Source organism: Acidobacteriota bacterium (assembly GCA_004299485.1).
Lineage (GTDB): Bacteria > Acidobacteriota > Terriglobia > Terriglobales > SCQP01 > SCQP01.
The window spans coordinates 128,068-150,300 of sequence record SCQP01000002.1; the positions used below are offsets into that span (position 1 = coordinate 128,068).

The 22,233-nt window shown below is 64.2% G+C and carries 23 protein-coding genes and 1 riboswitch; of the genes, 11 read left to right on the forward strand and 12 right to left on the reverse strand.

All coding sequences use genetic code 11. The annotated features are described in order from the left end of the window. Window positions 1-2,547, forward strand: a complete 2,547-nt coding sequence (locus EPN33_03425) for a DNA translocase FtsK (protein ID TAN23879.1) — start codon at window positions 1-3, stop codon at window positions 2,545-2,547. On the opposite strand, the gene EPN33_03430 is transcribed toward EPN33_03425, so the two are convergent. Continuing rightward, window positions 2,544-2,861 (reverse strand): tetratricopeptide repeat protein, encoded by a 318-nt coding sequence (locus EPN33_03430; GenBank protein ID TAN23880.1) that lies wholly within the window; start codon window positions 2,859-2,861, stop codon window positions 2,544-2,546. The genes EPN33_03425 and EPN33_03430 overlap by 4 nt on opposite strands. 12 nt (window positions 2,862-2,873) lie before the next feature. On the opposite strand from EPN33_03430, the gene EPN33_03435 reads away from it, so the two are divergent. From EPN33_03435 to EPN33_03445, 3 genes are read left to right on the forward strand one after another with little or no spacing between them, the layout of a single operon-like run. After that, entirely contained in the window at window positions 2,874-3,314 is a 441-nt protein-coding gene (locus EPN33_03435; protein ID TAN23881.1) for a hypothetical protein, read from the forward strand. 52 nt (window positions 3,315-3,366) lie between these two features. Continuing rightward, entirely contained in the window at window positions 3,367-3,813 is a 447-nt protein-coding gene (locus EPN33_03440) for an acyl-CoA thioesterase (protein ID TAN24091.1), read from the forward strand. Window positions 3,814-3,844: 31 nt separating this feature from the next. Then, window positions 3,845-4,561: a hypothetical protein gene (locus tag EPN33_03445; protein TAN23882.1), complete on the forward strand. Its 717-nt coding sequence runs from the start codon at window positions 3,845-3,847 to the stop codon at window positions 4,559-4,561. Here EPN33_03445 and mnmA read toward each other — a convergent pair. The 4 genes from mnmA to EPN33_03465 are packed head-to-tail and all read right to left on the reverse strand — an operon-like array spanning window position 4,558 to window position 8,934. Continuing rightward, window positions 4,558-5,676 carry a tRNA 2-thiouridine(34) synthase MnmA gene (mnmA, locus tag EPN33_03450; GenBank protein ID TAN23883.1) on the reverse strand — a complete coding sequence of 373 codons (1,119 nt, stop codon included), beginning with the start codon at window positions 5,674-5,676 and terminating at the stop codon, window positions 4,558-4,560. The genes EPN33_03445 and mnmA overlap by 4 nt on opposite strands. Further along, window positions 5,673-6,845, reverse strand: a complete 1,173-nt coding sequence (locus EPN33_03455) for a cysteine desulfurase (protein TAN23884.1) — start codon at window positions 6,843-6,845, stop codon at window positions 5,673-5,675. Before EPN33_03455 ends, mnmA begins: the two co-directional genes overlap by 4 nt. A 19-nt stretch (window positions 6,846-6,864) precedes the next feature. After that, entirely contained in the window at window positions 6,865-7,806 is a 942-nt protein-coding gene (locus EPN33_03460) for a VWA domain-containing protein (protein ID TAN23885.1), read from the reverse strand. A gap of 6 nt (window positions 7,807-7,812) precedes the next feature. Continuing rightward, complete coding sequence (locus tag EPN33_03465; GenBank protein ID TAN23886.1) at window positions 7,813-8,934, reverse strand: VWA domain-containing protein; 1,122 nt, start codon at window positions 8,932-8,934, stop codon at window positions 7,813-7,815. A gap of 84 nt (window positions 8,935-9,018) precedes the next feature. On the opposite strand from EPN33_03465, the gene EPN33_03470 reads away from it, so the two are divergent. The 4 genes from EPN33_03470 (at window position 9,019) to EPN33_03485 (ending at window position 12,424) form a co-directional block, all read left to right on the forward strand. After that, complete coding sequence (locus EPN33_03470; protein TAN23887.1) at window positions 9,019-10,434, forward strand: cation-efflux pump; 1,416 nt, start codon at window positions 9,019-9,021, stop codon at window positions 10,432-10,434. Between the two features lie 67 nt (window positions 10,435-10,501). Continuing rightward, window positions 10,502-10,930 (forward strand): OsmC family peroxiredoxin, encoded by a 429-nt coding sequence (locus tag EPN33_03475; protein ID TAN23888.1) that lies wholly within the window; start codon window positions 10,502-10,504, stop codon window positions 10,928-10,930. An 8-nt stretch (window positions 10,931-10,938) separates the two neighbouring features. Continuing rightward, window positions 10,939-11,364: a transcription antitermination factor NusB gene (gene nusB, locus EPN33_03480; protein ID TAN23889.1), complete on the forward strand. Its 426-nt coding sequence runs from the start codon at window positions 10,939-10,941 to the stop codon at window positions 11,362-11,364. Further along, complete coding sequence (locus EPN33_03485; protein ID TAN23890.1) at window positions 11,354-12,424, forward strand: SDR family oxidoreductase; 1,071 nt, start codon at window positions 11,354-11,356, stop codon at window positions 12,422-12,424. The genes nusB and EPN33_03485 overlap by 11 nt, the downstream gene beginning before the upstream one ends. On the opposite strand, the gene EPN33_03490 is transcribed toward EPN33_03485, so the two are convergent. Both EPN33_03490 and EPN33_03495 read right to left on the reverse strand, forming a co-directional pair. After that, window positions 12,415-12,699, reverse strand: coding sequence for a MoaD/ThiS family protein (locus EPN33_03490; protein TAN23891.1), 285 nt, complete (start codon window positions 12,697-12,699; stop codon window positions 12,415-12,417). The genes EPN33_03485 and EPN33_03490 overlap by 10 nt on opposite strands. 12 nt (window positions 12,700-12,711) lie before the next feature. Beyond that, complete coding sequence (locus EPN33_03495) at window positions 12,712-13,989, reverse strand: threonine synthase (protein TAN23892.1); 1,278 nt, start codon at window positions 13,987-13,989, stop codon at window positions 12,712-12,714. An 88-nt stretch (window positions 13,990-14,077) separates the two neighbouring features. Continuing rightward, window positions 14,078-14,204, reverse strand: a riboswitch (SAM riboswitch). Between the two features lie 9 nt (window positions 14,205-14,213). On the opposite strand from EPN33_03495, the gene EPN33_03500 reads away from it, so the two are divergent. From EPN33_03500 to EPN33_03510, 3 genes are read left to right on the forward strand one after another with little or no spacing between them, the layout of a single operon-like run. After that, a complete protein-coding gene (locus EPN33_03500; GenBank protein ID TAN23893.1) occupies window positions 14,214-14,999 on the forward strand; it encodes a glucosamine-6-phosphate deaminase in 786 nt (261 codons plus the stop codon). Beyond that, the gene (thrB, locus tag EPN33_03505) at window positions 14,996-15,913 is read left to right on the forward strand and encodes a homoserine kinase (protein ID TAN23894.1); all 918 of its coding nucleotides are present in this window, start codon (window positions 14,996-14,998) and stop codon (window positions 15,911-15,913) included. Before EPN33_03500 ends, thrB begins: the two co-directional genes overlap by 4 nt. Then, complete coding sequence (locus tag EPN33_03510; protein TAN23895.1) at window positions 15,898-17,199, forward strand: homoserine dehydrogenase; 1,302 nt, start codon at window positions 15,898-15,900, stop codon at window positions 17,197-17,199. Before thrB ends, EPN33_03510 begins: the two co-directional genes overlap by 16 nt. A gap of 11 nt (window positions 17,200-17,210) precedes the next feature. Here the strand turns inward: EPN33_03510 and EPN33_03515 are convergent, their stop codons facing one another. The 5 genes from EPN33_03515 to EPN33_03535 are packed head-to-tail and all read right to left on the reverse strand — an operon-like array spanning window position 17,211 to window position 22,225. After that, window positions 17,211-18,656: a hypothetical protein gene (locus tag EPN33_03515; GenBank protein TAN23896.1), complete on the reverse strand. Its 1,446-nt coding sequence runs from the start codon at window positions 18,654-18,656 to the stop codon at window positions 17,211-17,213. 38 nt (window positions 18,657-18,694) lie between these two features. Continuing rightward, entirely contained in the window at window positions 18,695-19,144 is a 450-nt protein-coding gene (locus EPN33_03520) for a hypothetical protein (GenBank protein ID TAN23897.1), read from the reverse strand. An 11-nt stretch (window positions 19,145-19,155) separates the two neighbouring features. Beyond that, entirely contained in the window at window positions 19,156-19,701 is a 546-nt protein-coding gene (locus EPN33_03525; protein ID TAN23898.1) for a hypothetical protein, read from the reverse strand. Between the two features lie 10 nt (window positions 19,702-19,711). Next, window positions 19,712-21,694, reverse strand: a complete 1,983-nt coding sequence (locus EPN33_03530) for a hypothetical protein (protein TAN23899.1) — start codon at window positions 21,692-21,694, stop codon at window positions 19,712-19,714. Between the two features lie 3 nt (window positions 21,695-21,697). Then, the gene (locus EPN33_03535; GenBank protein TAN23900.1) at window positions 21,698-22,225 is read right to left on the reverse strand and encodes a histidine phosphatase family protein; all 528 of its coding nucleotides are present in this window, start codon (window positions 22,223-22,225) and stop codon (window positions 21,698-21,700) included. Between the last annotated feature and the right edge of the window lie 8 nt (window positions 22,226-22,233).

The following is a 22,233-nucleotide window of genomic DNA, read 5'->3' on the forward strand; positions in this document are numbered from 1 at the left end:
ATGGAAGTGGGTCAGTATTTCAGTAGATCAGTATTTCAGCGACGCGGGACGGCTGTGGGTGCGGAGAAGGCGCAAGGTGTGCTCCTTATTCGCAAGCATAGCAGTGATCTGGCGCCCGTACCTAGCTCGATACCCTGGGAGCCGGGGGATTTCGGCGGTGGCTATGATGGGGCTGTGCATCCTCTTCGGCCCACTACCAACCGGCGCTTTAATGAGCTGGTCGGGCTGCTGATCCTGGTACTGGCGGCACTGCTGCTGCTGGCGCTGGTGTCGTACCATCCGGCGGATCCGTCGTGGGATACGGCGGCGGTGGTGACGCGACCAGCAAATTGGGTGGGGCCCGTGGGGGCAACCGCCGCGGATGTCCTATTTCAGCTTTTTGGGCTGGCATCGTTTCTGCTGGTTTTGGGGCTGGGATTTTTGGCGCGGAACTGGTTTCGAGCGCCACGTTCGCAGTCGCTGCACCGGAGTCACGTTTTGGGGTTGCTGCTGAGTATGGTGGGGCTGGCGGCGCTGATCGCCGAGCTACCGTGGCAGCTTTTGTGGCGGGGCAGCGTGCCGCTGCATGGGCTGGTGGGCCTGTTGGTGGCGAGTGCGCTGATTGCGGCGTTCAATCCGATTGGCGCGTATCTGCTGACGGTCACGGCGCTGCTAGCGGGATTGTTCCTGGCGACCAAGTTCTCATTCAGCGCCACGCAGACGTGGTGGTCGGAAAACGTTGCACCCAGAATGGGTTGGGCCGCGCCGCTGGTGCGGCCGTTTGCGGTGATGCGGTCGAGCTGGCGGAACTGGCAGGCGAAGCGACAGGCGCGGAAGCAGGAAAAAGAGCAGGAGCGGGCGCGGCCACGGCGCGCGGCCGCAGCCGAGGTTGCCACGACATTTATTCCGGCGCGTGTGCCACAGCCGGAGCCGGAGACGGCAGCCGCGCGCGCCCGGCGCGCGACCATAGAAACTGAAGACGAGCCGGCGCCGGTCACCATTCACATGCGGGAGCTGGCGCCCGCGCCTGCGGCGAAGGCGGTGCGCGTGAGCACCGGACAGTACAAGACGCCACCGCTGTCGCTGCTGCAACCAGCGCCGCCGGGCAATCAGGTGGAAGAGGCTGAATTGCGCGACATGGCGGAGCGGCTGACGGCCAAATGCGAAGAGTTTTCGGTTGGGGGCCAGGTGGTGCAGATCAACCCCGGGCCGGTGGTGACCACTTACGAGTTCAAGCCGGAAGCGGGGGTAAAGTACAGCCGCATCACGGCGCTGAATGATGATCTGTGCCTGGCGCTGGCGGCCGAGTCGGTCTACATCGAGCGCATTCCGGGCAAGAGCACGGTCGGTATTGAGGTGCCGAACCCACACCGCGAGACGATTTACCTGCGTGAGATCATTGCGTCCGAAGCGTTTCAACGCTCGAAATCGCCACTGACGATGGCGCTGGGCAAGGATGCCAACGGGGCGATTGTGGTCAGCGATCTGACCGCCATGCCGCACCTGCTGATTGCCGGCTCGACCGGGTCGGGCAAATCGGTGGCGCTCAACAGCATGATCGTGTCGTTGCTGTACAAGGCCACGCCCGATCAGGTGCGCTTCATTCTGGTCGACCCGAAGCGGCTGGAGCTGGGCCTGTACGACGGTATTCCGCACCTCTATACGCCCATCATCACCGAACCCAAGCAGGCGGCCAACGCGCTGCGCAACGCTACGCGCGAGATGGAGCGGCGGCTGAAGCTGCTGGCAAGTTGCGGCGTGCGCAATATCGCGCAGTACAACCGGCGGTTTGAGAACTCAGCGCCGGGCCTGTTCGAGAATCTGAATCCGGCCGAGGAGAACCGTCCGCTGCCCTACATCGTGATCGTCATCGACGAGCTGGCCGATTTGATGATCGTCGATGCGCACAACGTCGAAGAGTCGATCACGCGGCTGGCGCAGATGGCGCGCGCCGTGGGCATTCACCTGATTCTGGCGACGCAGCGGCCGTCGGTGGATGTGATTACCGGCCTGATCAAGGCCAATTTCCCCGCCCGCATTTCGTTCCGCGTGGCCACGCGCGTGGACTCGCGCACGATTCTCGATTCGCAGGGCGCGGAGCTGCTGCTGGGCAAGGGCGATATGCTTTTTCTGCCGCCGGGCACGTCGCGCTTCCATCGCGTTCATGGCGCCTTCGTCACCGAGCCGGAGATTGGCGGCGTAGTCGAGAACTGGAGCAAACAGGGGCAGCCGGAGATGGACGATACGTTCCTGGATGCGCCGGCGGAAGAAGAAGATAGGGGTCAGGGGTCAGGGGCTAGGGCCCAGGAGGAATCTCCTGCCGGCGGGGTGCCGAGTGGCGAGGAGAATGACCCCATGTTCGAGGATGCGGTGCGGGTCGTGGTTGAGTACGGCAAGGCGAGCACGTCGCTCTTGCAGAGGCGGCTGCGCATCGGCTACGGCCGCGCCGCGCATTTGATCGACCTTATGTACAACGACGGCATTGTGGGTCCGGCGGATGGTCCCAAACCGCGCGAGGTCCTCAAGCGGCCCGACTGGATCAGCGAAGTCGAAGAAGTTCTACGCTAGTCTGCCAGTTCATCGAGCAGGCCCTGGATTTCGCTGGCGGCGTGGCGGTCGCCGGCAGTCGCGGCGGCTTGCAAGCCACGTTGCAGGACGGTTTTCGCATCGCCGTTGCGACCGAGAGAGAGCAGCAGTTGGCCCGCCTGTTGAAAGCCGGCAGGATAGTTGGGGTGCTGCTGTTGCAACTGGGCGAACTGTACGAGCGCGGCTTCGGATTCGCCGCGGTGCATTAACTCCATCGCCAGGCCGTAACGCGCGAAGGCGTCGTTGGGGTTGTGGCGCAGAAACTCTTCCAGTTGTTCGCGGCGGTTTACTGCCATAATATTTCCATTATGGCCTGCCCCTTCTTCATGCCGACCGAGGAGTTTAGTGACTGGCCCTGGCATGCGCGTCCGCGTTTGCCGCTGGGTGAGCCCTGGCGCGGCCTGTGCACCGCGCCGGGACACGACGGCGAAACGCCGACGGATGAGATGCTGAAGGAATTTTGCAATTTCGGCTACGCCAGGCACTGTCCCTGGCTGCCGGAAAAACGGCACGCCGATAAGGTTGCCTTCAGCATCGCGCGCGACAAGGAAGACATCATTCTGATCTACTACGTGCTGGAAGTTGACCACACACCCGGCGAACACGGCACGGTGCAGTACGACAACCAGCAGAAACGCTGGCTGAAAACGAATCCGGATCCACGCGTGCAAAAGCAGGCGGAATGCTACCTGAGTTCGTATCTGCAGCGCAAGGAAGTTCCGGTGCGCGCCAATCATCCTTCCACGTAACGTGAAACCCGCCACGCTCGAACCCAAGCCCGTCCGCGCCTCGCAGGCCGAAATGACGGAGATCGTGTTGCCGAACGACGCCAACATCGTCGGCAATATTCTCGGCGGCCGAGTGATGCATTTGGTGGATTTGTGCTGCGCCATCGCGGCGTCACGCCACGCCGGCAGCATTTGTGTGACGGCGTCCATCGATCAGATGGATTTCCGCTACCCCATCCACATTGGCGAGCTGGTCATCGTCAAAGCCAGCGTGAACCGGGCGTTTCATACCTCGATGGAGATCGGGGCCAAGGTGTTTGCGGAGTCGCTGCTGAGCGGACGGCGCCGTCATACCAGCTCGGCCTATCTGACGTTTGTCGCGGTTGATGAGCACGGCGACCGCATTGCCGTGCCGCCGGTGTTGCCGGAAACCGAGGAAGAGAAGCGGCGTTACGAAAAAGCTGCCGTGCGCCGCGAATACCGCCTCAGCCAGCGCCCGCGCCCCATACATCACGAGTAGCGGCTGGTAACGGCGCTAAAGTAGAAACAAGATGTCGACGGCAGAAGCGACGCCGGTTCCACACGAACGCGCGCCCGAAGAGGGGACGCCGCAGATTCTGCGGAACATTATTGCCAGTGTGGCCTGGAATGCGATTGTACCGGTGCTGCTGTATCAGGGCGCCAAGATGTACCTGCACGCCTCGGAATTTGAGGCGCTAGTGATCGCGACGCTGTTTCCGGTGGCCGAAAGCGCCTGGGGGCTGGCGCACGAGCGTGACATGGACCCGGTTGCCGGCGTAGTGCTGTTCGGCATTATCGTCGACCTGCTGGCGCTGACGCTGGGCGGAAGCCCGAAGCTGCTGCTGATCCGGGAATCGTTTGCTACCGGCGCGCTGGGCGTTGGCTGCTTCGTATCGCTGGTGTTGCCGCGGCCGCTGATGTTCTACTTCGGACGGTACTTTTTCTGCGGTCAAAACGCACAGAAGCGGGCGTATTACGACCAGAGCTGGTCGCTGCCGGAGGTGCGGCACGGCAACCGGCTGATTACTTCGGTTTGGGGCATTGTGTTTACGGGTGAGCTGGTGATCCGGGTGCTGCTGGTCTTTACGCTTTCGGCGGCGGCGGTGCTGGTGCTGTCACCGCTGATTCTGGGTGTGCTCACGGTTTCAACTATCGTCTGGACTCTCGCCTATGCCGGCCGGTTGCGCAAGCGCGTGTTGCCAGTGCTCGTAGCGATGGCCGCTGAAGCGGCCGGTACTGCGAGCTAATCAATCCAGGCGCCGCCGAGGACCTTGTCGCCGGCGTAGAGGACGACGCTCTGGCCGGGGGTGATGGCGCGCTGGGGTTCGTCGAACTCGACCGTGAGGCGAGCGCCGGGGCGGGGTTCGGCCCAGGCAGCGGCGGGCGTGTGGCGATGGCGGATACGGGCGGTGACGCGAACGGGGCCGCTCGGAGCGTCGCCCGAAATCCAATTGCAGCGGCTGGCTTCCAGATGGTGCGAGCGCAGTTCGGCGTCGCTGCCGACGGTGACACGCTGCGCTGCGGCATCGACCTGCAGAACGTACAGCGGCGACCCCGTCGCTACGCCCAGGCCCTTGCGCTGGCCGACGGTGAAGTGCTCGACGCCCGAGTGATGGCCGAGGACGTGGCCGCTGGTGGTGACCAGCTCGCCTTCACGCTCAGGAGCAGTTTCGCCTTGCTCGGCAGCGTAGGCGTCGATGAAAGCGGCATAGTTGTTGCCGGGGACGAAGCAGATTTCGTTGCTGTCGGGCTTTTCGGCCACGCTCAGGCCGAATTCTGCGGCCGTGGCACGGACCTCGGGCTTGTGCATTGCGCCCAATGGGAAGCGGGCGGCGGCAAGCTGCTCCTGTGTCAGGCCCCAGAGGAAAAAGGTCTGATCTTTGGCTTCATCGATTGCGCGCAGGAGCTCGTAGGCGCCGGCATCGGGGTTGAACTGAACGCGGGCGTAATGGCCCGTGGCGACGGTGTCGGCGCCGATCTGGCGGGCGGTGGCCAAGAGCTGATGGAACTTTACCGCCGTATTGCAATGGCTGCAGGGTACGGGCGTGCGGCCAGCGCGATACTCGGCGACGAAGTTGCGGATGACATCGCGCTCGAACTGCTCCTCGAAGTTGACGACGTAATACGGAATGCCAAGCTGCTCGGCGACGCGACGGGCGTCGTGCACATCGTCAAGCGAGCAGCAGCGGCCGCGAGTGCTGGGCGTCATGCCGGGCGCGCCCGCCAGGCGGCGCTGATTCCAAAGTTGCATGGTCAGGCCGACGATGGGCTCGGCTTGCGCGTGCAGCAGGGCGGCAACGGTGGAGCTGTCCACGCCCCCGGACATTGCTACGGCAATCATGCCGTGTGCTACGGCAATCATGCGGCGCCTACCGCCAACTTGCGCTGCTTCTCTATGAGTGCAGGCAAAATCTCAAGTAACGCTTCCACTTCCTGCGAGGTGTTCTGCGAGGCAAAGCTGAAGCGCAGGCAGGCGCGGGCGCGCGAGCGCGGGAAGCCCATGGCGAGCAGGACGTGCGAGGGCTCGATCGACCCGGACGAACAGGCCGCGCCGGTGGAGGCGCAGAAGCCGTGCAGGTCCAGGCCGATGACCAAGGCCTCGCCTTCGATACCGTCGAAGTAGATATCGCTGGTGTTGGGCACGCGGGGCGCGTCTGCGCCAGCGACGCCGGAGCGGGGAACTGTGGCCAGCACGGTGGCTTCCAGGCGGTCGCGCAGGCGGGCATAGTGCGCAGCGCGCTCGTCAAGATGCTCACGCGCCAGGCGGGCGGCGGTGCCGAGGCCGAGAATGCCGGGCAGGTTTTCCGTGCCCGCGCGGCGGTCGCGCTCGTGATGGCCGCCGAAAAGCTGCGGCCGCAGGCGGGCGCCACGGCGGACGTAGAGAGTGCCAATGCCCGCGGGGCCGTGAATCTTATGGCCGCTTAGGCTGAGGGCGGTGCAGTTGAGCGTGCGCACATCGACGGGGATGCGGCCCACGGCCTGGATGGCATCGATGTGGAAGGCCACCTTGGCCTGGGCAGCGATGGAGCTGATCTCTGCAACCGGCTGAATCACGCCGGTTTCGTTGTTGGCCATCATGACCGAGATCAGGGCGGTGTCCGTGCGAATCGCTTCCGCGGCGGCCTGAGCGCTGATGCGGCCCTGCAGGTCAGGGCGCAGCCAGGTGACAGGATAGCCGGAACGCTCCAAATCCTCGAAAACGTTCAATACCGCGTGGTGCTCGACGCGCGTGGTGATCAGGTGCGGCAGCGGGGCCTGCGGGTGAGCTTCCTGCCAGGCGCCGATGAGGCCGCGAATGGCGAGATTATCGCTCTCGGTGCCGCCGCTGGTGAAGACAACACTGCTGACGGGCGCATTGATAAGCGCGGCGACTTCGGCGCGCGCCTGCTCCATGGCGGCCTTGGCCGCCTGGCCGCGCTGATGGATGGAGCTGGGGTTGCCGCAGGCGCCATTGAGGGCGGGCAGCATGGCCTCCAGGACCTCGGGCAGGACCGGGGTGTTGGCGTTGTTGTCGAAATACGCCCGCAGCATCTCCCTATTATCGCGCGCCTCAATGAGCGCTGGTGGAGTAGTAGCCTTTGCGGGCGCGGACATCCAGGTGCTTCTGGTGCTCGTCCTTGACTTCGATACGGATGGTGCGGAAGCCGGTACCGGTCTGGTTGGAATGATAGGCGAAGGTGTACTGGGAACGGATTTCTTGGGCGACTGCGAGGGTGGTGGCGTTGACCTGCTTGAGGTTCTTGGGAAAGTAGGCGGCGCCACCGGTGGCTGACGCCAAAGCGATCAGGGCGCGTTCGGCGGTCTTCTTCATCGAGTGGCTATCGTCGTGGTCGAGGATGCCGATGCAGTAGATCAATGGCGAGTTCTTGGCCTGCAAGAGATGGACAGTTTGCTCGAGAGTGTAGCGGCTGGCATCGTCGTCGCCGTCGGTGACGACGAGCAGCACGTGCTTTTCGTTGTGCGCATTGTTGTTTATGTAATCGAGCGAGGCGATGGTGGCATCGTAGAGAGCGGTGCCACCGCGCGATTCGATGTGCTCGAGGGCATCTTCCAGCTTGGGAATGCTGTCGGTGAAGGAGGCATCGAGGTAGTATTCGTCGTTAAAATTGACGACGAATTCCTCGTCCTGGGGGTTGCTGGCCTTGACGAAGTTGATGGCGGCGCGATTGACCGCGGGACGGCTATCCACCATGCTGCCGCTGTTGTCGATCAGAATGCCGACGGAAACCGGCGCATCCTCGTGGGAAAAAAACTGGACGTGCTGGGGTACGCCGTTCTCATAGACGGTGAAATCGGATTCGGGCAGGTCGATGACGGGCGCGCCGTTTTTCTTATTAACCACAGTGGCATGCACCAGTACCTCGCCTACGTTCGCCTTGAAGACGTAGGGAGCGCGCTGCTGGGGTCTGTGCGCGGCTTGCGCCGCGGCGGTGGAGGCAAGCAGGCAGAGCGACAGCGCCAAGCAATGCACAGTCCTGCGTGGGGGCTTCATGTTGGCTCAGTGGGGGCCGTAGTATCCGGAGCGCGCCGCGACCGTGAGCGGTGGCAACCCTGGGGGTGGACGCAGCTTGACGACGATTTTGCGCCAGTCGCCGTTGCGGTTCTTGTTGGTCGAGGTATAGCCGACCACGTATTCATTGCGCAGTTCGATACCAATTTTGGTCGCCGTATCGGCCAGCTCGTCCGGGTCGTTGATCTCAAAGGTCTTGCCGCCGGTGGATTCGGTGACCTTGTCGAGCAGTTCGGGGCCGTTGACTTCTGCCTGGGTGGGCCGGTCGCCGACGGGATTATAGAGGCCGATGCCGTAGATTTGCACGTCCGCCTCACGGACCACGCGCTCGACGTCGCGCAGGCTGTAGCGGCTGTGGTTATCGCCGCCATCGGAAATGATAAGCAGGGCGCGGCGCTGATACTTGGCATAGCGCATTTGCGCCAGCGCCATGTAGATGGCATCGAGCAGAGCGGTACGGCCGCCCGCCTGCAGGAAGGTCACGGCGTCTTCAATTTTGTCGATGTTGTCGGTGAAGCTACACAACAGGCGGGGCTCGTCAGCAAAATCGATCAGGAAGAATTGATCCTGGGGGTTGGCGGTTTCAAAAAACTGCACCAAGGCTTCGCGCGACTCCTGGATCTTGTTGGTCATGCTGCCGCTGGAGTCGAACACGACCCCCACCGAAATGGGGGCGTCTTCGGTGGAGAAGGATGTGATTTGCTGTTGGACCTTGTCTTCCGTCAGGCTGAAGTATTGTTTTTGCAGGCCGGTAACCATGCGATTGAGCGGATCGGTGATGACCACCGGCACCAGCACCAGATTGACGTTGGCGGTGATTTCCGGGACGCTGGGCTGGTCGTGGTTGTTGGTGGCCGGAGCCGCGGTGTCGGGCTTGGGCTTAGCCGGCGGCAAGATCCGGGGGGTAACGCCACCAGGGACCACCGCCGCACTGCCGGGGGTGACCAGCACTGGAACTTCAGGCGGCGTGACCTTCTTTTTCTGCGGCTGTGCCTGCTGCTGCGACTGCTGGGTGCCTTGGCCGAGTACGGGCGCCGTCAGGGCGAGAAGACACGCCAGCGCCGAGAACATGGTGAACCGGAAAACAGTGCCGGATTGACGGCGAATCATGATGCGCTGCGACCTCGCGGAAGACCCTTACCCAGACATTAGCACCGCACAAGCGTTAAGGAAAGGTAAGATTCGGGGAAGCCTATGAGAGCAAGGGGGAAGAGCGTCGAACGCAGGAAGCAGAGGGTGGCACTGATTTCCGTGCTGGCCGCGGTGGGCATTTTCATCTTCAAGTTGTTGGTAGGGTTGCACACCAGCAGCATGGGCATTCTGGCAGCCGCGGCGGATTCGGCGCTGGATGTGTTGGTCACGCTGCTGACGTGGTTTTCGCTGCGGATCGCCGCTCTGCCGGCGGACGCCAACCATCCTTTCGGTCACGGCAAGTTTGAGAACTTTTCGGCGCTGCTCGAAACTGGTTTGCTGGTGCTCACGGCGCTGGCGATTGCGGGCATTGCCATCGGGAACTGGATCAGTGGCCAGATCCCACGGGTGCATATCGATGCCTGGGCATTTGCGGCGATGGTCGTCTCCGTCGGGGTGGATTGGAGCCGGTCGCGGATCATGCGGCGCGCGGCAATCGTCCTGCGCAGCGACGCCCTGGCGGCCGATGCCCTGAATTTCACGAGCGATATGGCCTCCAGTACGGCGGTGCTGATCGGCCTGGGTCTGGTATGGCTGGCGAAGGCGCAGCAGATCGACTGGCTGCTGCATGCTGATGCCGCATCAGCGCTGGTAGTGGCGGCGGCCATCGCCTGGCTGGCGTTGCGGCTGGGACGCCGAACCGCAGGCGTACTTCTGGACGAGGCGCCCGTGGGTATAGCGAGTGATGTGCGCGCGGCACTACAGGGCATTCGCGGTGTGGCAGCGCTGGACCGGCTGCGCCTGCGCAAAGTGGGCAGCCGATATTTCGTGGACGCGCAGGTGGAATTGGAGCCGGCGACGACGCTGGAGCATGCCGGTGTAGTCAAGCAACAGGCCGCAGAACGCATTCGTGCGCGGCTACCGGAGGCCGACGTGGTTATCGAAACCAACCCGCGCCGGCCGGCGCTGTTCGGTCCCTTCGAGCACATCCAGGAAATTGCCCAGCGGCAGAACCGGACGATCCATGACCTTTCGGTATACAAGGTGGGTGCCGGCCTGGAGGTGGAATTTCACTTGGAGCTGGATGCTGCGCTGCCGCTGGCGGAAGCGCATGACGTGGTGAGCCGGCTGGAGAGCGAAATGCGGAGCGAAATACCCTCGATTCAGGGCATTGTGACGCACATTGAGCCCGAGGCCGACCGCGTGGCGACCGCCGCAGTGCTGGCGCCGGAGCGCCTCAGCGCGCGCGTGCAGGAGATCGCGAGTCAAGTGCCGGGCGTGCTCGACTGTCACAATCTGCAATGGCGGTACTCGGGCGGCCATTTGGTGCTGAGTTGTCATTGCAGTTTCGCCGACGGCATGCCGGTCGCCGAGGTACACGAGCTGGTCACGCGCCTGGAGGCGGAAATCAAACGCAATCTGCCGGAGATTTTTCGGGTGACCATCCATCCCGAGCCGCGCTCGGACAACCGAAGATAGTTCACAGGTTAGCGCGCCGGGTTGCGGGGGCGAAGGTGGCGCCAAGGGTTTCGCGGTAGCATGGGCTATGGCAGCTCCAACGCAGGCATCGGCGCAGTGGACGGGCGGAGAACAGTTTCTTACGCGGGGTTCGAGCGGGCACGAGGTGCTGATGGATTCCGACCGGGCATCGAATCTGGCGCCCGGGCCGATGGAGATGGTGCTGCGCAGCCTGTGCGCCTGTTCGGCGACTGACGTGGTGATCGTGCTGAAGAAGAAGCGGCAGGCATTCACCGCCGTGGAGGTGACGGCGGCGGGAGAACGGGCGCCGGAACCGCCGACCGTGTATACGCAAATTCACATGAAGTACCGGATTGCGGGCCATCATGTGGACCGTCAGGCGGCGGAACGCGCGGTGGCCTTGTCGCAGGAAAAGTACTGCAGCGTCCTGGCGACGCTGCGCCAGAGGGCCCGGATATCGTACGAATTGATCCTTGAAGAGGCGGCCGGATCGTGACTGCCGGAATGCCCGCACGCGAGGCCGCCTTGCAGATGCTGTATGCGCTCGATCTGGATGGCGGCCGCCAGTCCGCGCGCGAAGTGGAGCACTGGTATCAGCAGGCGCATCCGCTGCCACCGGCCGTAGCCGCGCGGGCGCGGGCGCTGGTCGCGGCGGTGGAGGCACAGCGCAGCGAAATTGAGCGCCGCATCGAAAAGCATGCGATTGGCTGGCGGCTGGAGCGGATGAGCGTGGTCGACCGCTGCGTGCTGAAGCTGGCGACGGCAGAAATCCTGCTGGCACCGGAGGCACCGCGGGCGGCGATTCAGGCGGCGATGAAGCTGGCGCAAAAATTCTCGCAGCCGGAAGCGGTCGCGTTTATTCAGGGTCTGCTGGAGGCAATTGCCCGCGAGTTGGCATCCCAGACGGAGGCAGCACCGCATGCCGGATAGAAAGGCGACAACGATCGGGAAGGTCCTCCTGGGACTGGGGGGCGTTGGCCTAGCCGGGGCCACGGTAGGTGCGGCCGGATTGGCGTGGGGATGGCAGCGCTGGCAAGAATCGCGCCGGCCGGACTGGAGAGGGCGTGTGGTGCTGATCAGCGGCGGCTCGCGCGGACTGGGCTACGCCATCGCGCGCGAGTTTTTGGCCGGTGGAGCGAAGGTGGCCATTTGCGCGCGCGATCCGGATGAGCTGGCGAGGGCACAGAACAAACTGGCGGGCCAGGCGCAGCAGGCGGATGCGGTGTTTCACTACGCCTGCAATTTGCGTGAACCCGGCGCGGCGGCCATTGTGGTGGCGGCGGTACGGGAACATTGGGGCCAGATCGACGTGCTGGTGCATAACGCCGGCGTCATGCAACTTGGGCCGTGGGACCAGATGACGGAGGCGGATTTTGCCGAAGCCATGGACATTCACTTCTGGGCGGCATTGCGGCTGGCGCGCGCCGTGCTGCCGGAAATGATTGCGCGCGGCAACGGCCGCATCGTGAATATCAGCTCCATCGGCGGACTGGTTGCGGTGCCGCATATGCTGCCCTATACGGCCAGCAAATTCGCGCTGGTGGGACTATCGCAAGGCTTGGCGAGCGAGGTGCGGCGGCATGGCGTGCGGGTGACGTGCGTGTGCCCATTTTTGACGCGCACGGGCTCGCAGGAACGGGTAACGGTGCGCGGCCGGCACGATCAGGAATACGCCTGGTTTGCGACATCGGGTAGCATGCCCGGCCTCAGCCAAAGCGCGGCGCATGTGGCGCGCACGATTGTACGGGTCACCGCGCGCGGACCCGCGCAGGTGACGCTGGCGCTACCGGGAAAATTAGCGGCGCTGGCACATGGGATCGCACCGTCAACAGTCACCACGCTCATGGCACAGGCCGACCGCATGCTACCGCACCCACCCGCCCATACAGACACGGAAGTCCGCTCCGGGCGTGAGAGCTACAACCCCTGGACCGAGCGCGTGGTTAAGCCGTTGGTGCAGCAAGCGGGCAGCAAACTCAATCAGGCCTGACAGCCTCCGGCGATGGAGGGGAGAATCAACACTTCATCTTTGGCGGTGAACTGGTAGTTGTTGCCGCCCAGGAAACGGATGTCTTCATCGTTGACGTAAACGTTGAAAAAGCGGCGCGGGCGGCCGTCGGGCTCGCACAGCCGATCTTTCAAATCCGGAAAACGCGTGGTGAGTTCGGCAAGCAGGGCGGGCAGCGTGGCGGCTTCGCAGGCAACGCTGTCGGCGCCGTCGGTGAACTTCTGCAACGGAGTGGGAATTTTAACCTGGCAAGACATGAAGATTTCCTTTTAGGCGGCGGTAGGTGCAAGTGCGGCGGGCTGCGCCGGTGGCAGCGGAGCAGCGAGATAGGCTTCGAGGTTGCTGAGCTTGGGAGCCAGTACAGGAATGGGCGCCTGCACGGAGTTGATGGCGTCGAGCGTTTTCAAGCCGTTGCCGGTGATGACCAGAACGAGCGGGCGATCGGGGTCGACGCGCTTCTGCGCCACCAGCTTTTGGGCTACGGCGACAGTGACGCCCGCCGCGGTTTCGCCGAATATGCCTTCGGTACGGGCAAGAAGCTGCATGCCGGCCACGATTTCGGCGTCGGTGGCGTCTTCCGCCCAGCCGCCGGTCTGGCGGATGGTGCGCGCCGCGTAGAAACCATCGGCAGGGCTGCCAATGGCGAGCGAGCGGGCGATGGTGTTGGGACGCTGGGGTTCGATTTCATCGCGTCCGGCTTTGACCGCCTGACTGATGGGTGAGCAGCCGGTGGCCTGAGCGCCGCAAATGCGCGCGCCCTCGCTGTTGGTGACCCAGCCGAGCTGGCGCAGTTCGTCAAAGGCCTTGGCGATTTTGCCGATAAGCGAGCCGCCAGCCATAGGACAAACCACAGCGCCGGGCAGACGCCAGCCGAGCTGCTCGGCGATTTCGTAACCGACCGTTTTCGAGCCCTCGGCGTAGTAGGGGCGCAGGTTGACGTTGACGATGCCCCAAGGATAGCGCTGCGCGATTTCCGAGCAGAGGCGGTTCACCTGATCGTAGTTGCCTTTGAACTTGATGAGGCGTGCGCCGTAGACCAGAGTGTTGGCGATTTTGGCTTCTTCGAGATCGGCAGGCGTGAAGATGTAGGCTTCGAAGCCTGCCGCTGCAGCGCCAGCCGCGAGCGCATTGGCGAGATTGCCGGTGGAGGAACAGGCAACGGTGGAGAAGCCAAACTCGCGCGCTTTGCTCAGTGCGATGGCCACGACGCGATCCTTGAACGAGAGCGTCGGGAAGTTGACAGCGTCGTTTTTGATATAGAGATCACGCACGCCCAGGGCTTTGGCCAGCGTAGGAGCGGCGAGCAACGGCGTGCCGCCTACAGGGCGTTCCCGCGCGCTGGGTTCATCGGCTACCGGCAGAAACTCGCGGTAGCGCCAGATCGAGTGGGCGCGCGTGCGCAAGCGGTCGGGCGAGACGGCGTGGCCGATGCCTTCGAGGTCGTAGCGGACTTCGAGAGGCGCAAAACACTCGTCGCACCCCGCCATCGGTTGAGGAGGGAACTGCTTGCCGCAATCGCGACACTGTAGGCCAAGCTCGAAACTCATGCCATGCTTCCTTTCGTGCCCAATAAAAAACCCCTTCCCGCTGGGGAAGAGGTAATGGAAGCCGGCTGGCCGTTGGCTGCGCAGCCCCATCTCATCTTTCCCCTTGCCTCCACGCGGGAAGCTCGGGCAGGAATTGGCACCTCGACGCTCCGCCTGTACGGAGCCGGTTGCCGTGGCTTCATCGGGCCTGTTCCCTCAGCCACTCTTGATAAGATTCAGGGGTACTGAATCGGGCTATTCGGTTGTCTCTTCGAGTATCACTGCAACCGGCCGTCACGTCAAGGGGCATATTGCAAGTCAAAGTTACTGAATCGGAAATCAGATGGGTGGCAGAGGCAACGGATATCCTGGCAAGCGTACTTCAGGCGAAGCCGGAGGCACGAATTGGCTGGCCGACGGGGACCACCCCGCTGCCGTTCTATGCGGAACTACGGCGGCGCGCTGCCATCGGTAGTCTGGCGGCGCAAGCGTCGCGTGCGGTGATGCTCGACGAGTATCTTGATCCGCCCGAAGCAGCATTTTCCTCCTGGTCTTGGCTTTGGCGGGAAGTATGGACACCGCTCAGGCTGGGGCGAGAACAAGTGTTGCGGATGCCACACCGTAGTCCGGGGATCGATGCAGCCTGCGGTGAATTCGAGCGCGCGCTCGCCGAGGGCGGAGGGTGTGATCTGCTGATATTAGGGTTGGGAGCGAATGGGCACGTTGGGTTCAATGAGCCAGGTACGGCGATGGATACGCGGACGCGTGTGGTGAAGCTGACCGCGGAAACGGCTGACGCCAACGCGGCGTATTGGCGGGGACGGTTTACGCCGGAGTTTGCGGTGACCATGGGGATGGCCACGATTTTGGAAGCCCGGCAAATACTCCTTTTGGTGCGCGGCGGAGCGAAAGCGGACGTGTTGCGGCGGATGTTGCACGACCCGGTCAGCTCGGAACTGCCCGCAACTTTTTTGCGGGAGCATGAAGGGCTGACGATTTTGGCTGATCCGGAGGCGGCGGCCGAGCTGTGAGCGCTGCCGAAGAAACCCTGTCGCTGGCGCTGCCGGCGAGTTCGGCCAACCTGGGGCCGGCATTCGATGCCGCGGCGGTCGCGTGGAACTGCAATCTGCGTGTACGGGCGCAGCTCGCTGATACGTTTGCGGTGCAAGCCACCGGGCGCGAGCGTGAGCTGTGCGGCGAGGTACGCGATCATCTGATTCTGAACGTCTATCGCTCAATCCTGGAGCGCGAGGGTCGCGCCGTGAGGCCGTTGGCGTTAGAGCTGGACAACGAGATTCCGGTGGGCAAAGGTTGCGGCTCTTCGGCGGCGGCGCGGTTGGCGGGCGTAGCGCTGGCTGTGCACTTCGGACGGCTGGGCTGGAGTGCGCAGACGATCGCGGAAGAAGCGGCCCGGCTCGAAGGACATGCGGACAACGTTGCCGCGTGCTGGTGGGGGGGATTTGTGGTGGTGCAAACGCAGCCCAGTGGCCTGCGCTGGCTGCAGGTGAGCCAAGAGAAACGGTGGCCGCTGTTGTTGGTGGTGCCGCGCGAGGCGCTGGCGACCGAGCGCGCCCGGGCAGTGTTGCCGGAAACGTATCGCCGTGCCGACGCCGTCAGCAACGTGCAAAACGCCATGTTGCTCGCATGCGCCTGGCAACAAGGGCGTGGAGACTTGCTGACCGCGGCCATGCGCGACCGGATGCACCAACCCTTTCGTGCACCCCTGTGCCCGCTGCTGGACGCGCTTAGTTCGCTCGCGGGGTGCAACGGGATATTGGGCTGTTGCCTAAGCGGCGCCGGCCCTGCGGTGCTGCTGGTGGTTGCCGATGCGGCTGCTGCGGTTCCGGCGGTGCAGGCCCGGCTAAGCGAAGTCAGGTTGGAGGCCGAAATACTGGAGGCGGCCGTGGTGACGGAGGGTCCGGGGCAAAAATGGCGGAACGGATGAAAACGGTACGGATAGGGATTGCCGGATTTGGAACCGTGGGTCACGCGGTAGCAGCGATATTGCAGTCGCACGGGCATGACATTGCGCAGCGGTGCGGAGCGCACGTCAAAGTTAGCGTTGTCTGCCGGCGCAGCACAATCGCCGCAGCCGAAATCCCCGAAGGAGCGGAAGCCGTTCAGGACTGGCGCCAGGTGGCCGAGAGTCCGAACGTAGATCTGGTAGTCGAGACCATGGGCGGCACGGGGGCGGCGCGGGAGCTGGCCGTGGCGGCGCTGGAATACGGCAAGCCTTTGATTACGGCGAACAAGAACCTGCTGGCCGCGCATGGCGAGCAACTGATGCGCTTGGCCAAGCAGCAGAATCTGCCGTTGGGATTTGAAGCTGCCGTGGCGGGAGGCATTCCGGTAATCCGGGCGATTGCGGAAGGCACGGCGGCCGACCGGTTGCGGGCGGTGTACGGAATTTTGAACGGGACCGCGAACTATATCCTGACGCGCATGGAAGCCGAAGGAGCTGAGTTCGACGCAGTGCTGCAAGAAGCCCAGCGGCTGGGTTACGCCGAGGCCAATCCGGCGGCCGATGTAGACGGTATCGATGCGCGCGACAAACTCGCGATCCTGGCGCGACTGGCGTTCGGAGCGCGCGTGCTGCCGACGTCGATCCCGACGAGCGGCATTCGCGGGTTGGGCGCGGTTGACATGACCTATGCGCGGCAGTTGCGATCGGTGATCCGTTTGGTGGGGGCGGCGGAGTACAGCGAGAGTGGCCTGGCGCTGTCGGTGCGGCCGTGGCTGGTGGATCAGCGCTCGATGCTGGCCAAAGTGGAAGGCGTGAACAACGCCGTGTTTGTCGAAGGCGAACGGGTCGGGACGCAGATGTTTTACGGGCGCGGCGCGGGGGGTGATGCGACCGCGGTGGCCGTGCTATCTGACGTGATGGAGATTGCAGGCGATTGGGCCGCAGGGCGCACGTCGGCGAAGTTTGCCGGAGGTTTTCTGCCGACACGGGATCTGCTGCTTTGCCGCGTGCCTCCCGCTGTGCGCTGGTACTTGCGGCTGGTCATCCGCGACCGGACGGGAGTGTTGGCGCGCGTCGCGGCGATTCTGGCCGAGCACGGCATCAACATCGATTTTGTATTGCAGCAGCCGGGCATGAACAAGGAGCGGCTGCCATTCGTGATTACGGTCGAGCCGGTGAGCGAACCTGATCTTATGCGCGCCGTCGCCGCCATTAACGCTACTGACGCCGTGCTGGAGCCGGTGCTGCCGCTGCGGATGCAAGCGTAAGAAGCTTACCGCTACAGTTCGCGCACGCGGCGGGAAGAGAGGTAATTTCCGTTGGAGGCTTGGCGGAGGCGATTTTCGGCGAGGCGGCGCTGAAGGGCGGCAATGGTGGGGTCGCCACTGGTGACCTGGCGCTGAAGCTGCGTTTCGCGCGGTTCGGCGGCCGGTGCAACGTAGCTGTAGACGCCGTAACGCAGGGCGTCGAGGCAGTCATCGAGCGGATCACCGCTGACTTTGAGGATGTCGTCGGGGCGGTTGGGATCGTGAATGCGCGAGGGCAGCGCCTCGCGCAACTGGCGGCAGCCGTCGCAGAGCAACAAGCGGCCGCTGTCCAGTTGTGAGTAGACCAACATAGCGCCGCCGATGCGGTCGTTGGAGGCCGGCGTGAAGCCGATGCCGGCGGCTTGCTGCATCTGGTCTGCCAGGCTGTGGCCGTCACCGCGGTCGGCCCAGGCGTCGGGCGAGAGATACCAGGCAACGATGTGACAGCCGTCGCGTTGCCAGCGGGTTTTCAGCGCGCGCGCGAAATCGGCGGCCTGCTGGTGCTTGGCGGTGTATTCCTCAAGGACATAGGTGGTGCCTTCGGGCGATTTGGTGAACAGATACGCGGCGGCCTGACTGATATTGAAGCCGTAATCGGCCGCCACCCAGCGGGGCCACCAGCCCTCGACGGGTGCGATGGCTCGCTTGACGATCATGCGCTCGGGCATCCAGTTGTCGAAGTACTGGCCCTCGTAGACATCCCAGCAGCCATCGAGCAGCGCCTTGCGGAAGGCACCGGGCAGCGATTCGAGTGAGGCCACGTAGTCGGCGCCGAGGAGGGAATGATCGGTGACGCGGCCAGGGATGAAGCAGGTGGATTTGCCGATGAGGCGTCCGTCACTCGGCCATGCGGCGTCGTTGTAGGTGCGGTAGGGGACGCGTGAATCCGGGCCGATGTGGCAGTGGGTACAGGTCTCGCCGTGAAAAATGGCCTTATGCGTTCCGTGGCCGATGTTGCCGGGATTGCTCGCCAGGCGGACACGCAAGCGCAGGTCGGCTGAAGTCGAGCGCAGGCGGCTGAGCATGTAGCGGATCGGAAATTCGCTGAAGTGGGTACTTTCGTCAAAGCCGATGAAGCTGTACTCGGCGCCCTGATAGCGATAAATGTCTTTGTCGGATTCACAGTAGGCAAACTCGACGGTGGCGCCGGAGGGAAAAGTCCACCGCCGTTTCTGCTCGTTATACACGCCGTCCGTGGCAGCGTAGAGCTCGCGGCTCCGGCGGATCAGCGACTTTTCGAGCTCCGGGTAGCTGCGCCGGAAGAGAACTGCCCGGAGGCCGGGATGCGTAACCTCGCGGACGGCATCGACGAGAAGAGTTTCCGACTTCAGTGAGCCGGCTGCTCCGCCGAACAGCAGAATGTCGGCAGCGCAGTCGAGGGCCTCCTGCTGCGCGCGGCTGCGCGGCTGCCAGTCCATCGGCTAGAGAAGTGCGGCGAGCGCCGGGCCATGAGGCATCATGACCGCTTGCGCAGCGCGTGCGGAAAAGCGGCAAAGCGGTCGGCCGCGATAGGCCGGCGCGGTAACGCGAAGGGATAGGCGCCTACCGGTCCTTGCGGTACGCCGACGTTGTTTGTGGTGCCGGTGGGCGGAGGCATGAGCAGGCCGAAAAAGGCAGGATTGCCCAAGTCGACTTCATGGCCGGCCTCGATTTCCCCAGCCATGGGCTGATCGGCGTTAGGCACGCGCGCGGCCGCATCCACGCCCGCAACTTCTGGTGGCTCAGGTTCACCGCTGGGCGTGAAGCTGGCCGTGCGCGCACGGCGAGCGGCGTCCCAGCCCGGCGAGCCTGGGCCGCTGTTATCGGGCAGCGCGGCCAGCAACTTCACAGCGAGGGGATGCAGCCAGGGATGGCGTTCGGTGACGATGTCGCGTTTGTCGAGGCCGGTGAGTCGAGGATCAATCATCGCTTGTTCTCCTAAATCTGGAAGCGGCCGCCAAGGCCGCCGCGCAGCACCCGCGACCAGAAGCCAGGATTATCGGCGACTTGGCCCTGCGTGCCGACAAGACGGCTAACGTTGTCCAGGGCGCCATTGGCGGCGCTGGTGGAGGCGCCATACAGGCGGTCGAGGCCGCCAAGAGCGTTTTGCGTGCCTTGGATGCGAGCGTTACCAAAACCTTGCGCTAACGATCCCATGGCCTGGGCTTGCTGCTGGCCCTGGCCGCGGGCAAGCTGCTCCTCGGTGGCGTTCATGCCTGCAGAATTGCCGGTACGGGCTGCCCGGTCACGTTCCCGCGCAGCCGCAGCGCCAAACGCGCCTGCGAGCGAGCCAAGTTCCGCTTGCGTCATCGCTTGTTTTTCGCCGGTGGTATAGCCAGGGCTGGCAGCCTCGCTCTCATAGCCGCTCAGTGCGGGACCGAAGCTGGCGTTCTGATTCGCCATGCCTTGTTGCGCCGCCTGGTTGGCGTTGGCGTACGCCTGCTGTTCCTGTTGGTTGTAAATCCGCTTGTCACCACGTGCCATGGAGTGCTCCTCAGAGTGAATTCGCGCGTAGAGCCCAGGTCGATTTCATGAACAGATAGATCGACTGAAGCTGCATGGAACCTTGCGAACTGTTCAGACGCAGACTAATGGCTTCGCCTTGGACCAGGGCGAGCGTCTGGTGGCTTGCGCTCGATACCCGATTGAGCGAAACGCTTCCGATCGACTGCGCGGCGCCGCCGTCGGTGATGGATTCCAGTGAGACGGTCGCGGTGCCGGTGGCCCGGACCTGTATCAACCCAGCCATTTCAATTCCCTGGCGCTGTCGCCGCAGCAACTCGCTCGCGCTGAACGCGCCCGTCGTCAGTGCCCAAGCAATCGCCGTGCCGCCGTCTTGGGCGCTATCCGGATCCAGCCGGTAAATCGCCCCATCCGGCTGCGCGCTGGCCACGAGCACCTGTTCGTTGACCTGCCGCCGGTCTGCCGGAAAGTCACCGAGCGTCACCGGCCGCCGCACGGCTACGGCCTGGCTCGCCGCGATGGTGTCCAGGCTCCAGCGCCGCCCCGGAAAGTAGTGATAGCGCGCGGTGAAGGCGCTGAACCGCTGGCTCGGCTCCCAGCCATCCATGTAGCTGACCTTGTAGATGGTGTCGCACAGCAGGCTGGTGCCGGTGGGGCAGCCCACGCGCACGGTCTTGTTGTTGTGGTCAATCGCGCACCAGATCAGCGCCGCCTGCGCCCAGTTGATCGCATCCCACGCCCCCGGCTTCAGGTGCGACGGCCCCAGCAGCTCCTCGCTGATCCACTGCGGCGCCCCGCCATCGAACAAGTAGGCGCCCGACGGGCACACCATAAACACAAAGCTCGTTCCCACCGCCAGCGCCCGCGGCGAGCACGCCCCCACGCTATGGGCGATGTGGGTGATCGACCAGGTGGCCGGATCGCCGTCGTTTGGCGTCACCAGGTAGAGTCCCCTTTCGAGCGCCACGTAAAGCTGATTGCGGAACTCAAAGCAGGCCGTGACCTTGAGGCCGCTGCCTTCGGCGACCTGAAAGAACCCAGTGTCGCCCAGATAGAGGCCCGCATCGCCCGGCTCCGAGCAGTAGACGGTGGACGGTTGCGCCGGATCGCCCCACCACAGCAGCCGCTGCGTGGTCTGGCTGAACAACACGCCCTGGACGTTCGGCAACTGCATCGCCCGGAACTGGTCGGCGGCGTTGTTGCTGGCCGCCAGGTAGTCATCGTCAAAGTTCACCGTGATTGAAGTGGTGGTGTTGTCGTCAATGACGGTCACGGTCTCGTTTACCCCGTTCACCGTCGCCGGCGTCTCGATGTAGAAGTACGGCCCCGCGCTCGTCCCTCCGGCCACGGTAAAGGCCACGACACGCGCCACGCACGACTGCGGTCCAGTCGGCAGACTGCTGATGACCGCCTCTTTGCTGCCCACCGCCGTCCAGTTGAACGGCAGCGAAGGCTGGGAGAGCGAGCCTTCCCGGTTTTTGAACATCACGACGCCATAGCGCGCGCCCGCGGCGATGTTGCCCGCAGTGGCGCTATCGGCGCCGCTCGCCACCGTGCCCGGAGCGGCAATCGTCACCGGGTCCAGGTTCGTGCCGTCAAACACCGCCGGCGCCGCCGTGCCCGCCAGGCCGGAGCCAAAGGCCAGGTAGGCCCGGTTATACGCCGAGGCGCCATTCATCCAGGCGCTGGCCGGCAGCACCACCGGCGAGCCGGGCGCGGCACTCACCAGCCGCCCGCTTCCCGCCGCCGATTCCACATACAGGTTGCCGTCGGCATCGAACACCAGCGGCTGCTCGGCGCCGTTCAACTGCACGTAGTCCACCAGGCCGCGCACGGCGGCGCCCGAAGGCGTGGCCATCGCCAGCGTCAGCCCCTCGCGCACCGACACCGCCGATTGCGTATAGCGGACGTTGGTCGCCTCTACCATCAGGTCGCAGTCCAGCATCTCCGCCGGCCAGTTCGTCACCAGGCCCCCAAAGTGCTCGAGCGGCACCGGTGTATAACTCTGTAGCATGGATTACTCGATAGTGAACGCGACTTGTGCCGGCTGCGGTGGATGTTCCATGGCCTGCTGTGCGCCCGCCGTGCCCGATGCGACCGAACCGATCACGTTGCTGTGGGTGACCATGGCTGCGGGTTTGCCCGAGGCGAGAATGCGGCGCATGAAGTTCAAGTGGCGCGAGCGCCAGGCGGCAACGCTCTCGCCGCCGGGAATCGAACGTTGTGGGTTATCGAAATGGGGTGCGAGGCGCCCGGCCACGGCACCTTGGGAGCCAGCGCCTAGCGTTCCCGAGCGCAGCGGCGCCAAGGCTTTGGCTTCCCGCACCGGAATGCCGGCGATGGCGCCGGCGATGCGTGCTGTCTGCGCGGCCCGCAGGCGCGGGGAATGCAAGATCACGACCGGCGCGGGCAGAGCGCGGCGCATCCGGATGCCCAGGTGAACGGCCTGGCGGCGGCCTTCGGCTGAGAGCGGAACATCGCGATTGCCGTGGCTTTCGCCACGGGCGTCGAGGGGGGTTTGCGCGTGTTCGATGAGTGCAATCATGCGTGGCC